The sequence below is a fragment of the Oceaniradius stylonematis genome (assembly GCF_965223445.1).
Classification (GTDB): domain Bacteria; phylum Pseudomonadota; class Alphaproteobacteria; order Rhizobiales; family Rhizobiaceae; genus Roseitalea; species Roseitalea stylonematis.
The window spans coordinates 703,979-720,566 of the sequence record NZ_OZ244994.1 but is presented as its reverse complement, the minus strand read 5'-3'; the positions used below and the strand labels follow the sequence as shown (position 1 = coordinate 720,566).

Annotated in this window: 15 protein-coding genes; 8 read left to right on the top strand and 7 right to left on the bottom strand. The window is 64.5% G+C overall.

Going from position 1 to position 16,588, the window contains the following annotated elements; translation table 11 throughout:
* The first annotated feature begins 7 nt into the window (after positions 1 to 7).
* From ACOQOU_RS03610 to ACOQOU_RS03575, 8 genes are all read left to right on the top strand, one after another.
* A complete protein-coding gene (locus tag ACOQOU_RS03610) occupies positions 8 to 820 on the top strand; it encodes an ABC transporter ATP-binding protein (protein WP_306026384.1) in 813 nt (270 codons plus the stop codon).
* Complete coding sequence (locus tag ACOQOU_RS03605; protein ID WP_420578837.1) at positions 807 to 1,679, top strand: ABC transporter permease; 873 nt, start codon at positions 807 to 809, stop codon at positions 1,677 to 1,679. The genes ACOQOU_RS03610 and ACOQOU_RS03605 overlap by 14 nt, the downstream gene beginning before the upstream one ends.
* A 12-nt stretch (positions 1,680 to 1,691) precedes the next feature.
* The gene (locus tag ACOQOU_RS03600) at positions 1,692 to 2,990 is read left to right on the top strand and encodes a cytosine deaminase (protein ID WP_420578900.1); all 1,299 of its coding nucleotides are present in this window, start codon (positions 1,692 to 1,694) and stop codon (positions 2,988 to 2,990) included.
* Between the two features lie 3 nt (positions 2,991 to 2,993).
* Positions 2,994 to 4,400 (top strand): FAD-binding oxidoreductase, encoded by a 1,407-nt coding sequence (locus ACOQOU_RS03595; protein ID WP_306026386.1) that lies wholly within the window; start codon positions 2,994 to 2,996, stop codon positions 4,398 to 4,400.
* The gene (locus ACOQOU_RS03590) at positions 4,401 to 4,982 is read left to right on the top strand and encodes an NAD(P)H-dependent oxidoreductase (RefSeq protein ID WP_109766249.1); all 582 of its coding nucleotides are present in this window, start codon (positions 4,401 to 4,403) and stop codon (positions 4,980 to 4,982) included. It begins immediately after the preceding gene.
* Positions 4,982 to 5,566, top strand: coding sequence for an NAD(P)H-dependent oxidoreductase (locus tag ACOQOU_RS03585; RefSeq protein WP_109766248.1), 585 nt, complete (start codon positions 4,982 to 4,984; stop codon positions 5,564 to 5,566). The genes ACOQOU_RS03590 and ACOQOU_RS03585 overlap by 1 nt, the downstream gene beginning before the upstream one ends.
* A 90-nt stretch (positions 5,567 to 5,656) precedes the next feature.
* Entirely contained in the window at positions 5,657 to 6,703 is a 1,047-nt protein-coding gene (locus tag ACOQOU_RS03580) for a CobW family GTP-binding protein (RefSeq protein ID WP_306026387.1), read from the top strand.
* Positions 6,704 to 6,705: 2 nt separating this feature from the next.
* Complete coding sequence (locus ACOQOU_RS03575; protein ID WP_196780383.1) at positions 6,706 to 7,698, top strand: WD40 repeat domain-containing protein; 993 nt, start codon at positions 6,706 to 6,708, stop codon at positions 7,696 to 7,698.
* Positions 7,699 to 7,828: 130 nt separating this feature from the next.
* Here the strand turns inward: ACOQOU_RS03575 and ACOQOU_RS03570 are convergent, their stop codons facing one another.
* The 7 genes from ACOQOU_RS03570 to ACOQOU_RS03540 form a co-directional block, all read right to left on the bottom strand.
* Complete coding sequence (locus tag ACOQOU_RS03570; RefSeq protein ID WP_109766246.1) at positions 7,829 to 8,821, bottom strand: ABC transporter ATP-binding protein; 993 nt, start codon at positions 8,819 to 8,821, stop codon at positions 7,829 to 7,831.
* The gene (locus tag ACOQOU_RS03565; RefSeq protein ID WP_306026388.1) at positions 8,818 to 9,804 is read right to left on the bottom strand and encodes an ABC transporter ATP-binding protein; all 987 of its coding nucleotides are present in this window, start codon (positions 9,802 to 9,804) and stop codon (positions 8,818 to 8,820) included. Before ACOQOU_RS03565 ends, ACOQOU_RS03570 begins: the two co-directional genes overlap by 4 nt.
* A gap of 5 nt (positions 9,805 to 9,809) precedes the next feature.
* On the bottom strand, positions 9,810 to 10,724 hold the full coding sequence (locus ACOQOU_RS03560; RefSeq protein ID WP_306026389.1) for an ABC transporter permease: 915 nt from the start codon (positions 10,722 to 10,724) through the stop codon (positions 9,810 to 9,812).
* Between the two features lies 1 nt (position 10,725).
* Entirely contained in the window at positions 10,726 to 11,706 is a 981-nt protein-coding gene (locus tag ACOQOU_RS03555) for an ABC transporter permease (RefSeq protein WP_109766244.1), read from the bottom strand.
* Between the two features lie 11 nt (positions 11,707 to 11,717).
* Entirely contained in the window at positions 11,718 to 13,286 is a 1,569-nt protein-coding gene (locus ACOQOU_RS03550; RefSeq protein ID WP_306026390.1) for an ABC transporter substrate-binding protein, read from the bottom strand.
* Between the two features lie 105 nt (positions 13,287 to 13,391).
* Positions 13,392 to 14,984, bottom strand: a complete 1,593-nt coding sequence (locus tag ACOQOU_RS03545) for an ABC transporter substrate-binding protein (RefSeq protein ID WP_306026391.1) — start codon at positions 14,982 to 14,984, stop codon at positions 13,392 to 13,394.
* Positions 14,985 to 15,162: 178 nt separating this feature from the next.
* Positions 15,163 to 16,494, bottom strand: a complete 1,332-nt coding sequence (locus ACOQOU_RS03540; protein WP_109766448.1) for an aspartate aminotransferase family protein — start codon at positions 16,492 to 16,494, stop codon at positions 15,163 to 15,165.
* Positions 16,495 to 16,588 lie beyond the last annotated feature (94 nt).

Below are 16,588 nucleotides of genomic sequence, written 5' to 3'. Positions count from 1 at the left end.
GCACGCGGTGAGCGCGGCGCCATCAATCGAGGCCGAAACCGGCGACACGCAACTGGTGTTGCGCGGCGTCGGCAAGGCATTCGGCGATGTCGTCGCGCTGCGCGATGTCGACATGACCATCAACCAGGGCGATTTCCTGTCGCTTCTGGGGCCGTCGGGCTGCGGCAAGTCGACGGCCCTGAGGCTGATTGCCGGGCTTTCGGCGCCCAGCGCCGGCCGGCTCGAATGGTTCGGCCCGCCCATGGGCAAGACCGATGTCGGCTTTGTCTTTCAGGAGCCGACGCTGATGCCCTGGGCGACGGTTTACGACAATGTCTGGCTGCCGCTGCGCCTGCAGGGCGTGTCGCGCGATGCGGCGCGCGACCGGGTCGCGGCGGTGCTCGATCAGGTCAATCTGACGGGCTTTGAGGAGGCGGTGCCGCGCGAACTGTCGGGCGGCATGAAGATGCGCACCTCGATCGCCCGCGCGCTGGTGACGCGGCCGCGCGTCCTGTTGATGGACGAACCGTTCGCGGCGCTCGACGAGATCACCCGCAACCAGCTCAACAACGACCTTCTGGCATTGTGGGAAAAGGAGCGCTTCACGGTGATCTTCGTCACCCATTCGGTGTTCGAGAGCGTCTATCTGGCAAGCCGGATCGTGGTGATGGCGGCCAAGCCGGGACGGGTGTTCGACCAGATGGCGGTGGACGCGCCCTATCCGCGCGACGAGGCGTTCCGCACGTCCGAAGGCTATGCGCATGTGACGCGCAGCGCCTCGACCATGCTGCGCGCGGCGATGGGGCTCGATCCGGTGGAGGGTGGCCATGTCGACCATTGAGGCGCCCGCGCCGATGCAGGCCGATGCGCTGGCCGGCGCCGATGCGGAGGAGCTCGCCCGCCGCCGTCAAAGGCGGTTCGAGAAGATCGGCCGGTGGGCGCTGCCGCTGATGATCATGGTCACCGCGATCTGGCTGTGGGACCGCATCTGCGTGTGGAACGATATCCCGCATTTCATCCTGCCGCGGCCGGGCGTGGTGCTGGAAACGCTGGTCGACGATGCGGGGCTTTTGTTCTCCTCGCTCTGGGTGACGCTGAAGATCACCTTTTTGTCGCTGCTTCTGGCGGTGGCCGGCGGGGTCGGCCTGTCGGTGCTGTTCACCCAGTCGAAATGGGTGGAGATGAGCTTTTTTCCGTTCGCGGTGATCCTTCAGGTCACGCCGATCGTCGCCATCTTCCCGCTGATCAACATCTATGTGGAGAACCAGACGGCCAAGCTCCTGCTGTGCGCATGGATTGTCGCCTTCTTCCCGATCCTGTCGAACACGACGCTCGGGCTCAATTCCGTCGATCGCAACCTGCTCGATCTCTTCAAGCTGAACGGCGCGACGCGCTGGCAGACGCTTTGGCATCTGCGGCTGCCCGCCGCGATGCCCTATTTCCTGGGCGGGCTGAAGATCGCCGGCGGGCTGGCCCTGATCGGCGCGGTGGTCGCCGAATTCGTCGCGGGATCGGCCGGCCAGTCGTCCGGCCTCGCCAGCCGCATCATCGAGGCGGGCTACCGGCTCAACGCGCCGCGCCTGTTCGCCGCGCTGATCCTGATCTCGTTTACCGGCATCGTGATCTTCCTGGCGCTGAGCTGGCTGTCCAACCGCATCCTGCGGCGCTGGCACGAGAGCGCGCTGAGCCAGGAGCATTAGGTGGCCAAGGAACTGGTTACGCGAAATTTCGGCTTCTCGCTGAGCCGCGTGCGCCTGCACGCTTCGTGGCTTGCCGCGACGTCGGCCAGCCACGACACGGACGGGTTCGGCCTTTACGATATCGAGATCGTCGACGGCCGGATCGGCTCGATCGTGCCGGCGGCGGCAGATGTGCGCCGGGCCGAAAACGACATGGCCGGGCGGATCGTTTCGCCCTGCTTCACCGATTGCCACACCCATCTGGACAAGGGTCACATCTGGCCGCGCCGCGCCAATCCGGACGGCACGTTCATGGGCGCGCTTGAAAGCGTCGGCGAGGATCGCGTCGCCCACTGGTCGGCGGTCGATGTCGAAGCGCGCATGGAGTTCGGCCTCAAATGCGCCTGGGCGCACGGAACGCGCGCGGTCCGGACGCACCTCGATTCGATTTCGCCGCAGGATGCGATTTCCTGGCCGGTGTTCGAGGCGATGCGGGAGCGTTGGGCCGGGCGGATCGAGCTGCAGGGCGCGTGCCTGCTGGGGATCGAGGGGGTCCGCGATGCGGACTGGTTCGCAACGCTCGCCAGCCGGGTGGCGGCTGCCGGCGGCATGCTGGGCGCGGTTGCCTATATGGTGCCCGATCTGGACGCGCTGCTCGACCGCATCTTCGCTGCCGCCATAGAGCATGGCCTCGACCTCGATTTTCACGCCGACGAGACCGGCGATGTGGACGCGCGCGCGCTTCGGCACATTGCCGATGCAGCGGCGCGGCACGGTTTTGAGGGCCAGATCCTTGTCGGCCATTGCTGTTCTCTGGCCCGCCAGCCGGACGACGAGGTTTTGGCGACCCTCGACGCGGTGGCGGCGCAGACCATCTCGGTCGTCTCGCTCCCCCTGTGCAATCTTTATCTGCAGGACCGGCGCACGGACGGCACGACGCCGCGCTGGCGCGGGGTCACGCTGCTGCACGAGATGGCCGCGCGCGGCATCAATGTCGCCGTCGCCTCGGACAATACGCGCGATCCGTTCTACGCCTATGGCGATCTCGACATGCTCGAAGTCTACCGGATGGCGACGCGCATCTGCCATTTCGACCATCCGGTCGGCGACTGGCCGAAGACGGTTTTCGCCAACCCCGCCGCGGCGATGGGGCTCGACGCCGCCCATGGCCGGATCGCGGTGGGCGAGCCCGCCGACCTGATCCTCTATGAAGGGCGGTCATGGACCGAACTCCTGTCGCGGCCCGAGGCCAATCGCATGGTCATTCGCAATGGCGCGTTGATCGACCGCACCATTCCGGCCTACGACGAACTCGACCATCTGATGGAGTAGACCATGGGCAATCTGGATGCGCTGCGCGCTGCGATCGACGGGATCAGGATCGAGGACAATGAGAAGATCGTCCAGCAGAAGAGCCGGGACTTCTACTGGTATTCGCCCGTGCTCAAGGAGCGGCTCGACCATGTGACGGGCGATCTGATCGTCTCGCCGAAGGACGAGGACGAACTGATCCGCGTCCTGAAGGCCTGTTTTGCCCATGACGTGCCGGTGACGCCGCGCGGCACGGGCACCGGCAATTACGGCCAGGCCATGCCGCTGTCGGGCGGGGTGGTGCTCTCGCTCGCCGACATGAACGAAATCAAGGAGATCGCGCCGGGCCGGGTGGTGTGCGGGCCGGGCGTCATCTGCGCCGACCTCGACAAGGCGGCAAAAGCCGAATCCAATCAGGAGCTTCGGATGCACCCTTCAACCGCCCACACAGCGACCATTGGCGGCTTCATTGCCGGCGGGTCGGGCGGGGTTGGCTCGATCCGCTGGGGTGGCCTGCGCGACTGGGGCAATGTCATCCGGCTGCGTGTCGTGACGATGGAAGCCGAGCCGCGCGTGCTCGAACTGACAGGCGCGGATCTGCACAAGGTTACCCATGCCTACGGCACCAACGGCATCATCACCGAAGTCGAGATGCCGTTGACAACGGCCTATGATTGGGCCGACGTGATCGTCGCCTTCGACGATTTCATGGAGGCGGCGCGGTTCGCCAACGAACTGGGCCGGCAGGACGGCATCCTGCTCAAACTCAATGCGGTGGTCGCCGCGCCCGCGCCGTACGACTATTTCAAGCGGCACCGGAAGTTTCTGAAGCAAGGCGAGAACACCGTGCTCGTCATGGTGGCGCCGCAGTCGCTGGATGCGTTTCTGGCCTTTGCCGGCGATCATGGCGGACGCATCGCCTTCAACCAGTCGGAGACGAGCGCCGACGATCTGAAGGGCCTGCCGCCGGCCTATGAACTGGCGTGGAACCACACCACGCTGCGCGGACTTCGAGTCGATCCGGCGATCACCTATCTGCAGGTGCTCTATCCGTTCCCCAACCAGCTTGCGTTGGTCGAGGAGTTGCACACCCGGTTCGAAGGCGAGGTGATCGACCATCTCGAATTCGTGCGGTTCGACGGCGATGTGACCTGCTTTGGCCTGCCCATGGTGCGCTATTCGACCGAAGAACGGCTCGAGGAGATCATGGACATCTTCAACGCCACCGGCGCGCCGATCTTCAACCCGCACCGCTACACGCTCGAAGAGGGCGGCATGAAGCAGACCGATGCGGTGCAACTCGCCTTCAAGCGCGAGGCTGACCCCAAGGGCCTGCTCAATCCGGGCAAGATGATCGCCTGGGACGATCCGGATTATGATTTCGATTCAGGCGGTGTCTGGCTGTTCAAGGGATTGCAGAAGGCCGGTTGAATGCGCGTCCTCGTGCTGCATGCGCATCCGGTCTCCGAGAGCTTCAACGGCGCGCTGCACAGGCGGGCCGTCGAGCGACTGGAGGCGGCGGGCCATGATGTGGACGATTGCAACCTTTATGCCGAGGATTTCGATCCGCGGCTGACGCGTGAAGAGCGGCTCGGTTATCACGACATCGGGGCAAACACGGCGCCGGTCCAGGGCCATGTCGACCGGCTGCGCGCCGCCGACGCATTGGTGCTGTGCTATCCGGTCTGGAATTTCGGCTATCCGGCGATGCTCAAGGGCTATTTCGACCGCGTGTTCCTGCCGGGCGTCTCGTTCACGATGGATCAGGGCCAGGTGCGACCGTGCCTGCACAATATCGGCAAGGTGGCGGTGATCACCACCTATGGCGGCTCGCGCACCCGTGCCATCCTGATGGGCGATCCGCCGCGCAAGCTGGCCAACCGGGTGCTGCGGGTGATCGTCAAGCCCGGCGCGCCGTTCTCCTACCTTGCCCATTACGACATGAACCGCTCGACCGATGAAACGCGCCGGCGGTTCATGCACCGGGTCGGCCAGGCGATGGACCGGTTCTGATGCGCGTTCTGGTCATCTACAGCCACCCGGTGCCGGAAAGCTTCTGTGCGGCGCTGCGCGACACGGTGATGGCGGCGCTCGGCGAGGCGGGCCATGAGACGCGGCTGCTCGATCTCTACGATATGGGGTTCGATCCCGTCATGGGGTGCGATGAGCGGCGGACCTACAATGATGACGGCAATCCGCATCCGCTGCCCGACCATGCCGAACACCTCAAATGGGCCGATGCGATGGTGTTCGTCTATCCGACCTGGTGGTACGGGCTGCCGGCGATGCTCAAAGGCTGGCTGGACCGGGTCTGGACGCCGGAGATCACCTTCGACATCGCAAAGGATACAGGCCGGATCAGCCCGAAAATGACGCACATCCGAAAACTCGGCATCGTGACGACCTGCGGCGCGCCGAAATGGTGGTCCCACATGGTCGGCCATCCGGGCAGACGCACACTGAGCCGAGGCATGCGGGCGCTGTTTCACAAGCGCTGCAAGACCGTCTTCATGGCGCACTATCTGATGGATGTGTCGACGCCCCAAAGCCGCGCGGCGTTTCTGGCGCGTGTGCGCGACAAGATGCTGGCTTTCTGACCCGTCACCGTGCCGCTCTTGAATTGTGACCGGCTTCGTCGCACATCTGCGGCCAGATGTTTCGCCCACTTGGGCAGGAAGGCTTTCCCCATGGACATGGCAACCGACAAGACGCCCGTCACCGTGCTGACCGGCTATCTGGGCGCGGGCAAGACGACGCTTCTGAACCGCATCCTGACCGAGGATCACGGCAAGAAATACGCCGTCATCGTCAACGAGTTCGGCGAGGTGGGCATCGACAACGATCTGGTCGTCGATGCCGACGAAGAAATCTTCGAGATGAACAATGGCTGCATCTGCTGCACCGTGCGCGGCGATCTGATCCGCATCCTGTCCGGGCTGATGAAACGGGCGGGGCAGTTCGACGGCATTCTGTTGGAGACGACCGGACTGGCCGATCCGGCGCCGGTGGCGCAGACATTTTTCGTCGACGAGGACATTTCGGCCCGCACACGGCTCGATGCGATCGTCACCGTCGCCGACGCGATGCACCTGACGGGCGAGTTGGACCGGGCGCCCGAGGCGCAGGAGCAGATCGCCTTCGGCGACATCGTGCTGCTCAACAAGACCGATCTCGTCACCGAGGACGATCTCGTCGGCGTCGAAGCGCGCATCCGCCGCATCAATCCGACCGCGCAGATCGTGCGCACGATGCGCGCCGACGTGCCGCTCGAGACGATTTTGGGCCGGCATGCCTTCGATCTGGAGCGCATCCTCGAAAACGTGCCGGATTTCCTTGGACATGACGATCACGGGCGTGACCATGGCCACGATCATCATCACGACCACGACCACCACCATGAGGATGCGAGCCGGCACGACGCGCATGTCGGTTCGTTCTCGCTGGTCACCGAGGCGCCGCTCGACCCCGAAAAGTTCTTCCCCTGGGTGCAGATGATCAGCCAGGAATTCGGCATCGATCTGTTGCGCATGAAGGGCATCCTCGCCTTCAAGGACGACCCCAAGCGCTATGTGGCGCAGGCCGTGCACATGATGCTGGAAGGCGACCACAGTCGCGAATGGCGCGACGACGAGCCACGCGTCAGCCGCATGGTTTTCATCGGCCGCAATTTGCCGCGCGACATCATCGAGGACGGCTTCATGAAGTGCCGGGCGGCGCAACCCGTTCCGGCATGAGCATGACGCTGAAGACACTGGAGGCGGGCGCGCCGCTGACGGGCGGCGGGTTTGCCGGCCGGGCCTATGCTGTCGCCGATGGCGACGGCCATGTGCATGTGTGCGGCTTCGACGGTTCGGTTGCCGCGCGCAAGCTGCATGAGGGCGCGATTCTTGCCGTCGCGACCGACGAGAAATCGGGCGCCATCATCACGGCGGGCGATGACGGCAAGGCAATCCGCATCCGGCCCGATGGCGAGCCCGAAACGCTGCATGACGGGCGCAAATGGGTCGACACGGTGGCCGCTTCGCCGCGCGGGCATGTCGCCTGGTCGGCCGGCAAGACGATCTATCTGCTGCCCAAGGGAGCGGATAACCCCGTCGAGGCGAGCGCTGCGTCCTCGATCAGTGCGCTTTCCTTTTCGCCCGACGGCAAATGGCTGGGCGCGGCGGTCTATGGCGGTGCGTTCCTCATCCGCCTTTCCAAACCGTCCGAGACCGCGATGCTTTCTTGGCAGGGCGCACACAATGCGATCGGCTTTTCGCCGGACGGGCGCTTTTGCGTGACGTCGATGCTCGAGAATGCGCTGCATGTCTGGCGGATCGACAAGCCCGAGGAAAAGCACGGCAAGATGGGCGGCTATCCGGCCAAACCGGTCTCTTATGACTGGACCGCCGACGGGCGCTATCTGGCGACGGCGGGTGCCGAGGTGCTGGTGCTGTGGCCGTTCTTCGGCGCCGACGGTCCGATCGGCCAGCAGGCGGGCGTTTTTTCGCGCGAGCAGGATCTGCTGTCGCGAACCGTGGCGGCACGGCCCAATTCACAGCAGATCGCCATCGGCTATGTGGACGGTTCGGTCGCGCTGTTCGACCGCAAGACGCAGCAGTTCATGGACATCGCCACCGAACATGAGGCCGGTGCGGTGAACGCGCTGAGCTTTTCGGCAGACGGGCGCTGGCTTGGCTTCACGCGCGAGCGCGGCGTGGCGGGCCTGGCCGATCTGGGCAAGGGGTAATCCGCCAGACCGCAAGCCCTCATCCTGGGGTGCGAGCCAATCGTCCCCCGTCCTTCGAGGCTCGCTGCGCTCGCGCCTCAGGATGAGGGGACGGTTGGCAAGCCTCGAAGGAGCGGCTTGCGACCAACATTCAAATCCGTCCTTCTTCCACCGCAAAGCACTTGGCTTCGCCGGTCGGCGTGGGCACCGGCACCGGAATCTCGCTGCGGCAGCGATCGGCGACATATTGGCAGCGCGGGTGAAAGGTGCAGCCCGGCGGCGGGCTGATCGGGTTCGGAATCTCGCCCTTGACGACGGTGTGCTCCTTGCCGGTCATGTCGAGATCAGGCACAGCCTCGAGCAGCATGCGCGTATAGGGATGGCGCGGCGCGTTGAACAGTTCCTTGCCGTCTGCGGTTTCGACCAGCGCACCGAGATAAAGAACGCCGATCCGGTTGGCCATGTGGCGCACCACCGACAGATCATGGCTGATGAACAGATATGTAAGGCCCAACTCGTCCTGAAGGTCGCGCATCAGGTTGAGGATCTGCGCCTGCACCGACACGTCGAGCGCCGAAGTGGGCTCGTCGCAGACGATGAATTCGGGGTTCGACGACAGCGCGCGCGCGATGGCGATGCGCTGGCGCTGGCCTCCGGAGAATTCGTGCGGAAACTTGCCGGCATCGGACGCGCCAAGCCCGACCAGATCGAGCAGTTCGTCGACACGCTTGTCGATGGCGGCCTTGCCATCGACGGTGCCGAACGCCTTCATCGGCTCGGCGATCACGTCGCGCACGCGCCAGCGCGGGTTGAGGCTGGCAAACGGGCTCTGGAAGATCATCTGGAAGCGCGAGCGCAGTTGCGTCATCGCCGCGCTCGAATTGACGTCCATGGGCGTGCCATCGAAGTGTATTTCGCCGTCGGACGCCTTGAGCAGACCGACGACCATCTTGGCGATGGTCGATTTTCCCGAGCCGCTTTCGCCGACGAGTGCGAAGGTTTCGCCGCGCCGGATCTCGAAGCTCACATCGTCGACGGCGCGCAGGAACTGACGCTCCTGTCGCTCGATGACGCGGTTGAGCCAGGGCAGGGACACATCGAAGGTGCGGGTGAGGTTCTTTACCTCGAGGAGGACATCGCTCATTCGGCGGCCTTGATCTGTTGTTCGTCGTAGAGCCAGCAGGCGACCTGCCGCGTGTCGTGCGGGATCGGTTCGGGGCGCTCGATGCGGCAGCGGTCGAAGACGCGGTCGCAGCGCGGGTTGAAGGCGCAGCCCTGAGGGATATCGGTCAGGCGCGGCATCGAGCCGGGGATCTGCACCAGCCGGTCGTCCTCCTGCGCCAGCGTCGGGATCGAGCCCATCAGCCCGTGCGTATAGGGATGCAGCGCGTCCTTGATCACGTCGCGCACCGGGCCGATCTCGGCGAGCCGGCCGGCATAGAGCACGGCCACGCGGTCGGCCGTCTCGGCGATGACGCCCATGTCATGTGTGATCAGCATGACCGAGGCTCCGCGCTCCGAGCACAGGCGCTTGAGCACGTCGATGATCTGCGCCTGCACCGACACGTCGAGCGCGGTGGTCGGCTCGTCCGCGATGACGAGATCGGGTTCGGCGGCAAGGGCGAGAGCGATCACCACGCGCTGGCGCATGCCGCCCGAAAACTGGTGCGGATAGTCGTCGATGCGGCGGCTGGCGGCGGGAATGCCGACATCGTCGAGAAGTGCTATCGACCGCTCGCGTGCCTCCCTGGCCGAAACGGCCATATGGGTCTGGATCGTCTCGACGAGCTGCTGGGCGATGGTGAAGAGCGGGTTGAGCGAAGTCAGCGGGTCCTGGAAGACCATGGCGATGCGTCGGCCGCGGATGGCGCGCATATCGTCCATCGACAGATTGTCGATGCGCTCGCCGTCGAGATGGATCTGGCCGCCGGCGATGCGTCCCGGCGGCTCGATCAGGCCGATGATGGCGGCGCCCGTCATCGACTTGCCGGCGCCCGATTCGCCGACGACGCCGAGCACCTCGCCGCGCTTGATGTCAAACGAGATGCCGTCGAGCGCGGTCAGGATGCCGCCGCGGGTGGGAAACTGCACGACCAGATCGCGCACGGAAAGAAGCACGTCATCCATGGCGGTCACCTCAGCTTCGGGTTGAGCGCGTCGCGCAGCCAGTCGCCCAGAAGGTTGACCGACAAAGCGAGGGCGAGAAGCGTCATGGCGGGGAAGAACAGGATCCACCATTCGCCCGAGAACAGGAATTCCTGACCGATGCGGATCAGCGTGCCGAGCGAGGGCTGGGTGGGCGGCGCGCCGACGCCCAGAAACGACAGGGTCGCTTCGGCAATGATCGCCAGTGCCAGCGAGATGGTGGCGATGACGAGGACAGGCGACAGCGTGTTGGGCAAAATGTGGCGAACCATGATGGCGACCGGCGAACGGCCGATCAGCCGGGCGGCCTGCACATACTCCTTGCTCTTTTCGACCAATGTCGCGCCGCGCACGACGCGGGCGAACTGCACCCATTCGGACAGGCCGATGGCGATGATCAGCACCCAGATCGCCACCTCGTCGCGCCGGTCGGGCGGGGTGATCCCCTTGGCGACCCCGAAGATCAAAAGCGCGACCAGAATGGCGGGGAAGGTGAGCTGGATGTCGGCAATGCGCATGATGATCGTGTCGGTGCGCCCGCCGACATAGCCCGAGAGCAGGCCGAGCGTGACGCCCAGGACCATCGCGAAGATCACCGCCGAAAAGCCGACGAACAGCGAAATCCGCATGCCGTAAAGGATGGTCGCGAACACGTCGCGGCCCTGGTCGTCGGTGCCCAGAACGAAGGTCTCGCCGGTGAACTGGTTGGGCTGCATCGGCTCGGAGAAGCCGTTCATCAGGTTGAGCGAACCGGGATCGAACGGGTTCTGCGAGGTGATCAGCGGCGCAAAGACCGAACTGCCGATCAAAAGGACGACGACGAGCGCGGCCACCATCGCAACGGGCGAGCGGCGGAACCGGTAGGCGAGATCGGAGTCGAGGGCGCGGGCAATCGCTTCCATCTCAGTGCCCTCCGCCGCGCGATGCCGACAGGCGCGGATCGATCGCAAAGTACAGAAGATCAACGATCAGATTGATGACGACGAACATCACCGAGATCAGCATCAGGTACGAGGCCATGACCGGGATATCGACGAACTGGATCGAGTTGATGAACAAAAGCCCGACGCCGGGCCACTGGAACACCGTCTCGGTGATGATCGCGAAGGCGATGATCGAGCCGAGCTGCAGGCCGGTGATCGTGATGACCGGCACCAGCGTGTTCTTCAGCGCGTGGCGGAAATAGACCGAACGCTGGGAGAGGCCGCGCGCGCGGGCGAACTTGACATAGTCCGAGCGCAGCACTTCGAGCATCTCGGCGCGTACCAGCCGCATGATCAGCGTCATCTGGTAGAGGCCGAGCGTGATCGCCGGCAGGATGATGGCCTTGAGGCCGGACTCGGTCAGAAGTCCCGTGGTCCACCAGCCGATCTGCACCGTCTCGCCGCGGCCGAAACTGGGCAGCCAGCCCAGTTCGACCGCAAACACATAGATCAGCAATATGCCTATGAGGAAGGTTGGCAGCGAGACCCCGATCAGCGATGACGTCATGATGAAGTTGGACAGCCAGCCATCGCGCCGGATCGCCGTATAGACCCCAAGCGTGATGCCCAGAACGATGGCAAACAGCGCCGAGACCGCGGCCAGTTCCAGCGTGGCGGGCGCGCGTTCGGCCAGAATGTCGGCGACGGGCCGGCCCTGGCGGAACGAGACGCCGAAATTGCCCTGCGTTACGCCCTGCAGGAAGCGGAAATACTGGACCGGAAAGGGCTGGTCGAGCCCCAGTTCCGAGCGGACCCGGTCAATGTCCTCGATGGTGCGTTCCTGGCCGAGCAGATTGTCGACCGGATCGCCGACGAAGCGGAACAGCGAGAAGGCGACGAGCCCGACAACCAGCAGCACGACCACCGATTGCAGGACACGTCTGATGATGAATGCGAGCATTCAGGTGCTTTCTATTCGTTGACTGTCACCCAGCGCAGGATGAAGAAATTGTCGGGCCTCTGGGTCAGTTCGATGCCGTCGCGCACGCCCCAGATCAGCGGCTGGACGTAGAGCGGCACATAGGCCTGTTCGTCCTGCAGGATCCCGGCCACCTCATCGAGCATGGTCTGCCGCGCGGCATCGTCGATCTCCGATTGAATCATCGGCAGCAATTCGTCAACGCGCGCGTTGGAAAAGTCCCCGAAATTCCAGCTGCCAAGGCGTTTTTCCTCGTTGGGCGTGGCGGCAAGGAAGCGGATCGGGTGTTCGGCGTCGAACGTGCCCGGCGACCAGCCGAGCAGGTACATGTCGAAATTGTCTTCGCGCAGTTCGGGCCAGTAGGTGCGCACCGGCATGGCGTCGAGTTCGGCGCGCAGGCCGATCTGCGCCAGCATCGAGACGGCGGCCTGACACACCGATTCATCGTTCAGATAACGGTCGTTGGGGCATTTGAGACCGAACGAGAAACCGTCCGGATGTCCGGCTTCGGCCAGCAGCGCCCGGGCCGCATCGGCATCGTAGGCCGGCCGTTCGGCGAGCGCCGGCGTATAGCCGCGCATGGCCGGGCTGACCAGTTGCGAGGCCGGCTCGGCGGCACCGCGCATGATGGTCTGCAGGATCGCATCGACATTGATCGCGTGGGCGACGGCCTTGCGCACGCGGGCGTCGCGGAACGGGTTGGGTTCGCCGGCATCGTCCGAATATTTGATCGTTTCGGCCTGGTGGGCGAAGCCGAACATGATCACGCGCGCCTCGATGCCGGTGATCACGCCAACCCCGTCGCGCTCGGCGACGCGGCCGGCATCCTGCACGGGAACCGGATTGATCATGTCCACTTCGCCCGACAGGAGCGCGGCAACGGCGGTCGCGGAGTTCTGCACCGGGGTGAATTCGGCGCGGGTGATGTTGTGTTCGACCTTGCCCCACCAGCCCTCGAACGGTTCGAGCACGGTCGTCAGGCCCGGCTGGCGCTCGGCAAGGCGGAAGGCGGCGGTGCCGTTGGCGTTGAGCGTTGCGAAGTTCTCGGCGTCCTTGGCGGGCAGTTCGACGCCGTTGGCCTCGGCCCAGCCCTTGTCCATGATCATGAAGTTGGCGATCGAATCCGGGAAGATCGGATTGGGCGCAATGGTCAGAAAGTCGATGGTGAAATCATCGACGACCGTGACGTCGGAGACGGGCGCGAACCACGATGCGGTGTCGGCGGCTTCCGAGGAGGCGCGCTCGTAGGAGAACAGGACGTCGTCGGCGGTGAAGGCCGCGCCATCGTGGAAGGTGACGCCGCGGCGCAAGTTGAAGCGCCAGCCATTGCCGCCGAGCGGCTCCCAGCTTTCGGCCAGCGCCGGCTCCACGCTCATGTCCTTGCCGCGCCGGACAAGGCCCTCATAGACATTGTTGAGAAAACCCAGGACCGGCGCCGAGTTGACGGCATGCGGGTCCATGGTCTGCGGGTCGGTCTGTGCCGCCCATTTGAACGTTTCGGCATGGGCCGTTCCGGCGCCGAGCGCCAGCGCGGCCGCGACCAGAATGGTGTGCTTGTTCATGACGTCTCCCCTGTGTGGCGGGGCGGTGACGATGCCCGCCGGGCGGGCAGGGTAGGTCGGGGGCGCGATGCCCCCAACCCCTGTCGCGTCAAAGCGCGGTCACGCTTAGTTGAACTGAAGGAACTTGAAGTGCGGCTGGTCTTCAGGCTGCACCGCAAAGTCGATGTTTTCCTTCATGCCCCAGTTCAGCACCTGGTTGTGGATCGGCAGGTAGATGACCTCGTCCTGAACCTTCTGCCAGATGTCCGCGATGGTCTGGTTGCGGACCTCCAGATCGACCTCCGAGCCGAGCGACTGGATCATCGCGTCCACTTCGGGATCGGAGAAGCGCGAACCGTTCCACGAACCGCGATCTTCGGTGGTCGAATGGACCAGGAAGTTGAACACATATTCCGAATCGAATGTCGGAACGCCCCAGCCAAGCAGGTAGAAGTCGGTCTGCTTGCCCGAGATCAACGGGAAGTGGTTCGCCTTGGTCTGGGCGACCAGGTTCACCGTGATGCCGATCTGGCCCATCATGCCGACGACCGCCTGGCAGATTGCCTCGTCGTTGATGTAGCGGTCGTTCGGGCAGTGCAGGGTGACCTCGAAGCCGTCCTCATAGCCGGCTTCCGCCATCAGCGCCTTGGCGCCTTCGACATCTGCCGCCGGATACCGGTCGAGTTCCTCGTTCCAGCCATTGACGAAGGGCGGAATGATCACCCCGGTCGGCGCCGACTGGCCGCGCATGACGACCTGCTGGATCGCCTCGCGGTTGATCGCCATGTTCATGGCCTGCCGGACACGGACGTCGGCAAACGGGTTGGCGCCTTCGACGGTGTCGTTCTCGAGATCGTCATCGCCGGAGTTGATGCCGAAGAAGATCGTCCGGTTCTGCGGCGCGTTTTCGACCTTCAGCCCATCGGTGTCGGCGACACGCTGCAGATCCTGAACCGGTACGTCCTGGATCAGGTCGACTTCACCCGACAGGAGCGCGGCGACGCGGGTCGCAGCGTTCTGGATCGGCGTGTAGATGATCTCGGTGATTTCCATCGGGAACTCGTCGATGCCCCAATAGTCGTCGTTGCGGGCCAGCACGGTCTTGGTGTCGGGCTCGCGGCTGACAAGCTTGAAGGCGCCGGTTCCGTTGGCGTTGCGCACGGCGTAGGTCTCTTCGCCGTCATCGAACTCGGCCGGCTCGGTCACGTTGTTTTCCTCGGCCCAGCCCTTGTCCATGATGAACAGGTTGGTGAGGTTGTTGGGCAGGATCGGGTTGGGGCCTTCGGTCTCCATCTCGACCGTGTAGTCATCGACCGCACGAACTTCCGTGATGGTGACCAGCAGCTCCTTCATGTCCGAGCTTTCCAGCTTGGCCCGGTTGAACGAGAAGACGACATCTTCGGCGGTGAAGTCCTGGCCCTCGTGGAAGGTGACGCCCTCACGCAGCTTGAAGACCCACACGTTGGGGTTGCCTTCCTTGACCGACCATTCGGTGGCCAGCGCGGGGATCGGCTTGGCTTCCATGTCCGGCGAGATCAGCGGTTCGTAGATCTGCTGGGCAAGAGCATGGGTCGGGCCTTCGTTTTGCGAATGAGGATCGAGCGTCAGCGAATCGCCGGCGCGCGCCCAGCGCAGCGTTTCGGCGCTGGCCATGACGCTGGTGCCCGCAAGCAGTGCAGCCGTCAGCGCCGCGCCGATCATCTTGGTTTTGATATGCATGAATTTCTCCCGATTAGCGTGTCCGCAAAACGCGCGGACATGAGCCCAAAGTCTAGACAGAGCGCGTGATGCAAATCCAGCGAAAAATCAAACCGTTTTGACCTTTCGGTCAAAAATCAGCCGCCCGGTCAAACGCCCGGGCGGCCGCGAGATGGACGGTTCTGTCGGCCTGCGCGGGTCAGTCGAGCGCGGTCAGGACCTTGGTCATACGGTCGACGATCTGGTCGACATGTTCCTTCTCGATGATCAGCGGCGGCGAGAAGGCGATGATGTCGCCTGTCGTGCGGATCAGAAGGTCATGATTGTGATAGGCGTCGAGGAAGGCCGAGAAGGCGCGCTTGGTCGGCGCGCCGGCGATCGGTTCGAGTTCGACCGCGCCGATCAGGCCCAGATTGCGGGTGTCGATGACATGCGGCAGGCCCTTGAGCGAGTGGATCGCGTCGGCCCAATAGTCCGCCATCTCCGCGCCGCGGCTCAGAAGGCCCTCTTCGGCATAGGTGTCCAGCGTGCCGAGCGCCGCCGCGCAGGCGAGCGGATGGGCCGAATAGGTGTAGCCGTGGAAGAACTCGATCATGTGGTCGGGGCCGGACATGAAGGCGTCGTGGATGTGGTTGGCCGCGAAGACCGCGCCCATCGGCACGGTGCCGTTGGTCAGGCCCTTGGCGGTCGTCATCAGGTCCGGTTTGACGCCAAAATAGTCGGCGCCGAAATTCGTGCCCAGGCGCCCGTAGCCGGTGATCACCTCGTCGAAGATCAGAAGGATGCCGTGCTCGTCGCAAATCTCGCGCAGGCGCTTGAGATAACCCTTCGGCGGCAGCAGCACACCGGCCGAGCCGGCGACGGGTTCGACGATGACAGCGGCGATGGTCGACGGGTCGTGCAACTGGGCGATGCGCAACAGGTCGTCGGCCAGTTCGATGCCGTGCTCGGGCTCGCCGCGGGCGAAGGCGTTGCGCGACAGGTCATGGGTGTGGCGCATGTGATCGACGCCGGTCAGCAGCGTGCCGAACATCTTGCGGTTGGCGACGATGCCGCCGACCGAGATGCCGCCGAAATTGACGCCGTGATAGCCGCGCTCGCGGCCGATCAGGCGGAAACGGCCGCCATCGCCCTTCGCCCGGTGATAGGCGAGTGCCATCTTCAGCGCCGTTTCGACCGATTCCGAGCCGGAATTGGTGAAGAAGACATGGTCGAGACCGTCCGGCGACAGGTCGGCAAGGCGCGTCGCCAGTTCGAACGCGCGCGGGTGCGCCATCTGAAAGGAGGGGGCATAGTCGAGCGTCGCGGCCTGGGTCTGGATCGCCTCGACGATCTTCGGCCGGTTGTGGCCCGCATTGACGCACCACAGGCCGGCAATGCCGTCGAGCACCTGCCGGCCGTCATCGGTGACATAATGCATGCCGTCCGCGCCGGTGATCATGCGCGGGGCGCGCTTGAACTGCCGGTTTGCCGTGAACGGCATCCAGTAGGCGGAGAGGTCGTTGGGGCGCGAAACGGGTTTGTCGAGCATGGCCGGCACTCCTGCAAAGAGGTAAGGCGGCGCTGACGAACGCCGCCTGATCCATGCCCGGGACGCTATGCCTGCGCCCGTGCGCGGTCAACCC

Excerpts from the sequence above, each read along its gene's own strand:
- ACOQOU_RS03580 (WP_306026387.1), top strand. The coding sequence starts at position 5,657 with ATGGACATGGCAACCGACAAGACGCCCGTCACCGTGCTGACCGGCTAT.
- ACOQOU_RS03605 (WP_420578837.1), top strand. The coding sequence starts at position 807 with ATGTCGACCATTGAGGCGCCCGCGCCGATGCAGGCCGATGCGCTGGCC.
- ACOQOU_RS03560 (WP_306026389.1), bottom strand. The coding sequence starts at position 10,724 with ATGGAAGCGATTGCCCGCGCCCTCGACTCCGATCTCGCCTACCGGTTC.
- ACOQOU_RS03540 (WP_109766448.1), bottom strand. The coding sequence starts at position 16,494 with ATGCTCGACAAACCCGTTTCGCGCCCCAACGACCTCTCCGCCTACTGG.
- ACOQOU_RS03555 (WP_109766244.1), bottom strand. The coding sequence starts at position 11,706 with ATGCTCGCATTCATCATCAGACGTGTCCTGCAATCGGTGGTCGTGCTG.
- ACOQOU_RS03575 (WP_196780383.1), top strand. The coding sequence starts at position 6,706 with ATGACGCTGAAGACACTGGAGGCGGGCGCGCCGCTGACGGGCGGCGGG.
- ACOQOU_RS03585 (WP_109766248.1), top strand. The coding sequence starts at position 4,982 with ATGCGCGTTCTGGTCATCTACAGCCACCCGGTGCCGGAAAGCTTCTGT.
- ACOQOU_RS03550 (WP_306026390.1), bottom strand. The coding sequence starts at position 13,286 with ATGAACAAGCACACCATTCTGGTCGCGGCCGCGCTGGCGCTCGGCGCC.
- ACOQOU_RS03565 (WP_306026388.1), bottom strand. The coding sequence starts at position 9,804 with ATGGATGACGTGCTTCTTTCCGTGCGCGATCTGGTCGTGCAGTTTCCC.
- ACOQOU_RS03590 (WP_109766249.1), top strand. The coding sequence starts at position 4,401 with ATGCGCGTCCTCGTGCTGCATGCGCATCCGGTCTCCGAGAGCTTCAAC.
- ACOQOU_RS03570 (WP_109766246.1), bottom strand. The coding sequence starts at position 8,821 with ATGAGCGATGTCCTCCTCGAGGTAAAGAACCTCACCCGCACCTTCGAT.
- ACOQOU_RS03545 (WP_306026391.1), bottom strand. The coding sequence starts at position 14,984 with ATGCATATCAAAACCAAGATGATCGGCGCGGCGCTGACGGCTGCACTG.
- ACOQOU_RS03595 (WP_306026386.1), top strand. The coding sequence starts at position 2,994 with ATGGGCAATCTGGATGCGCTGCGCGCTGCGATCGACGGGATCAGGATC.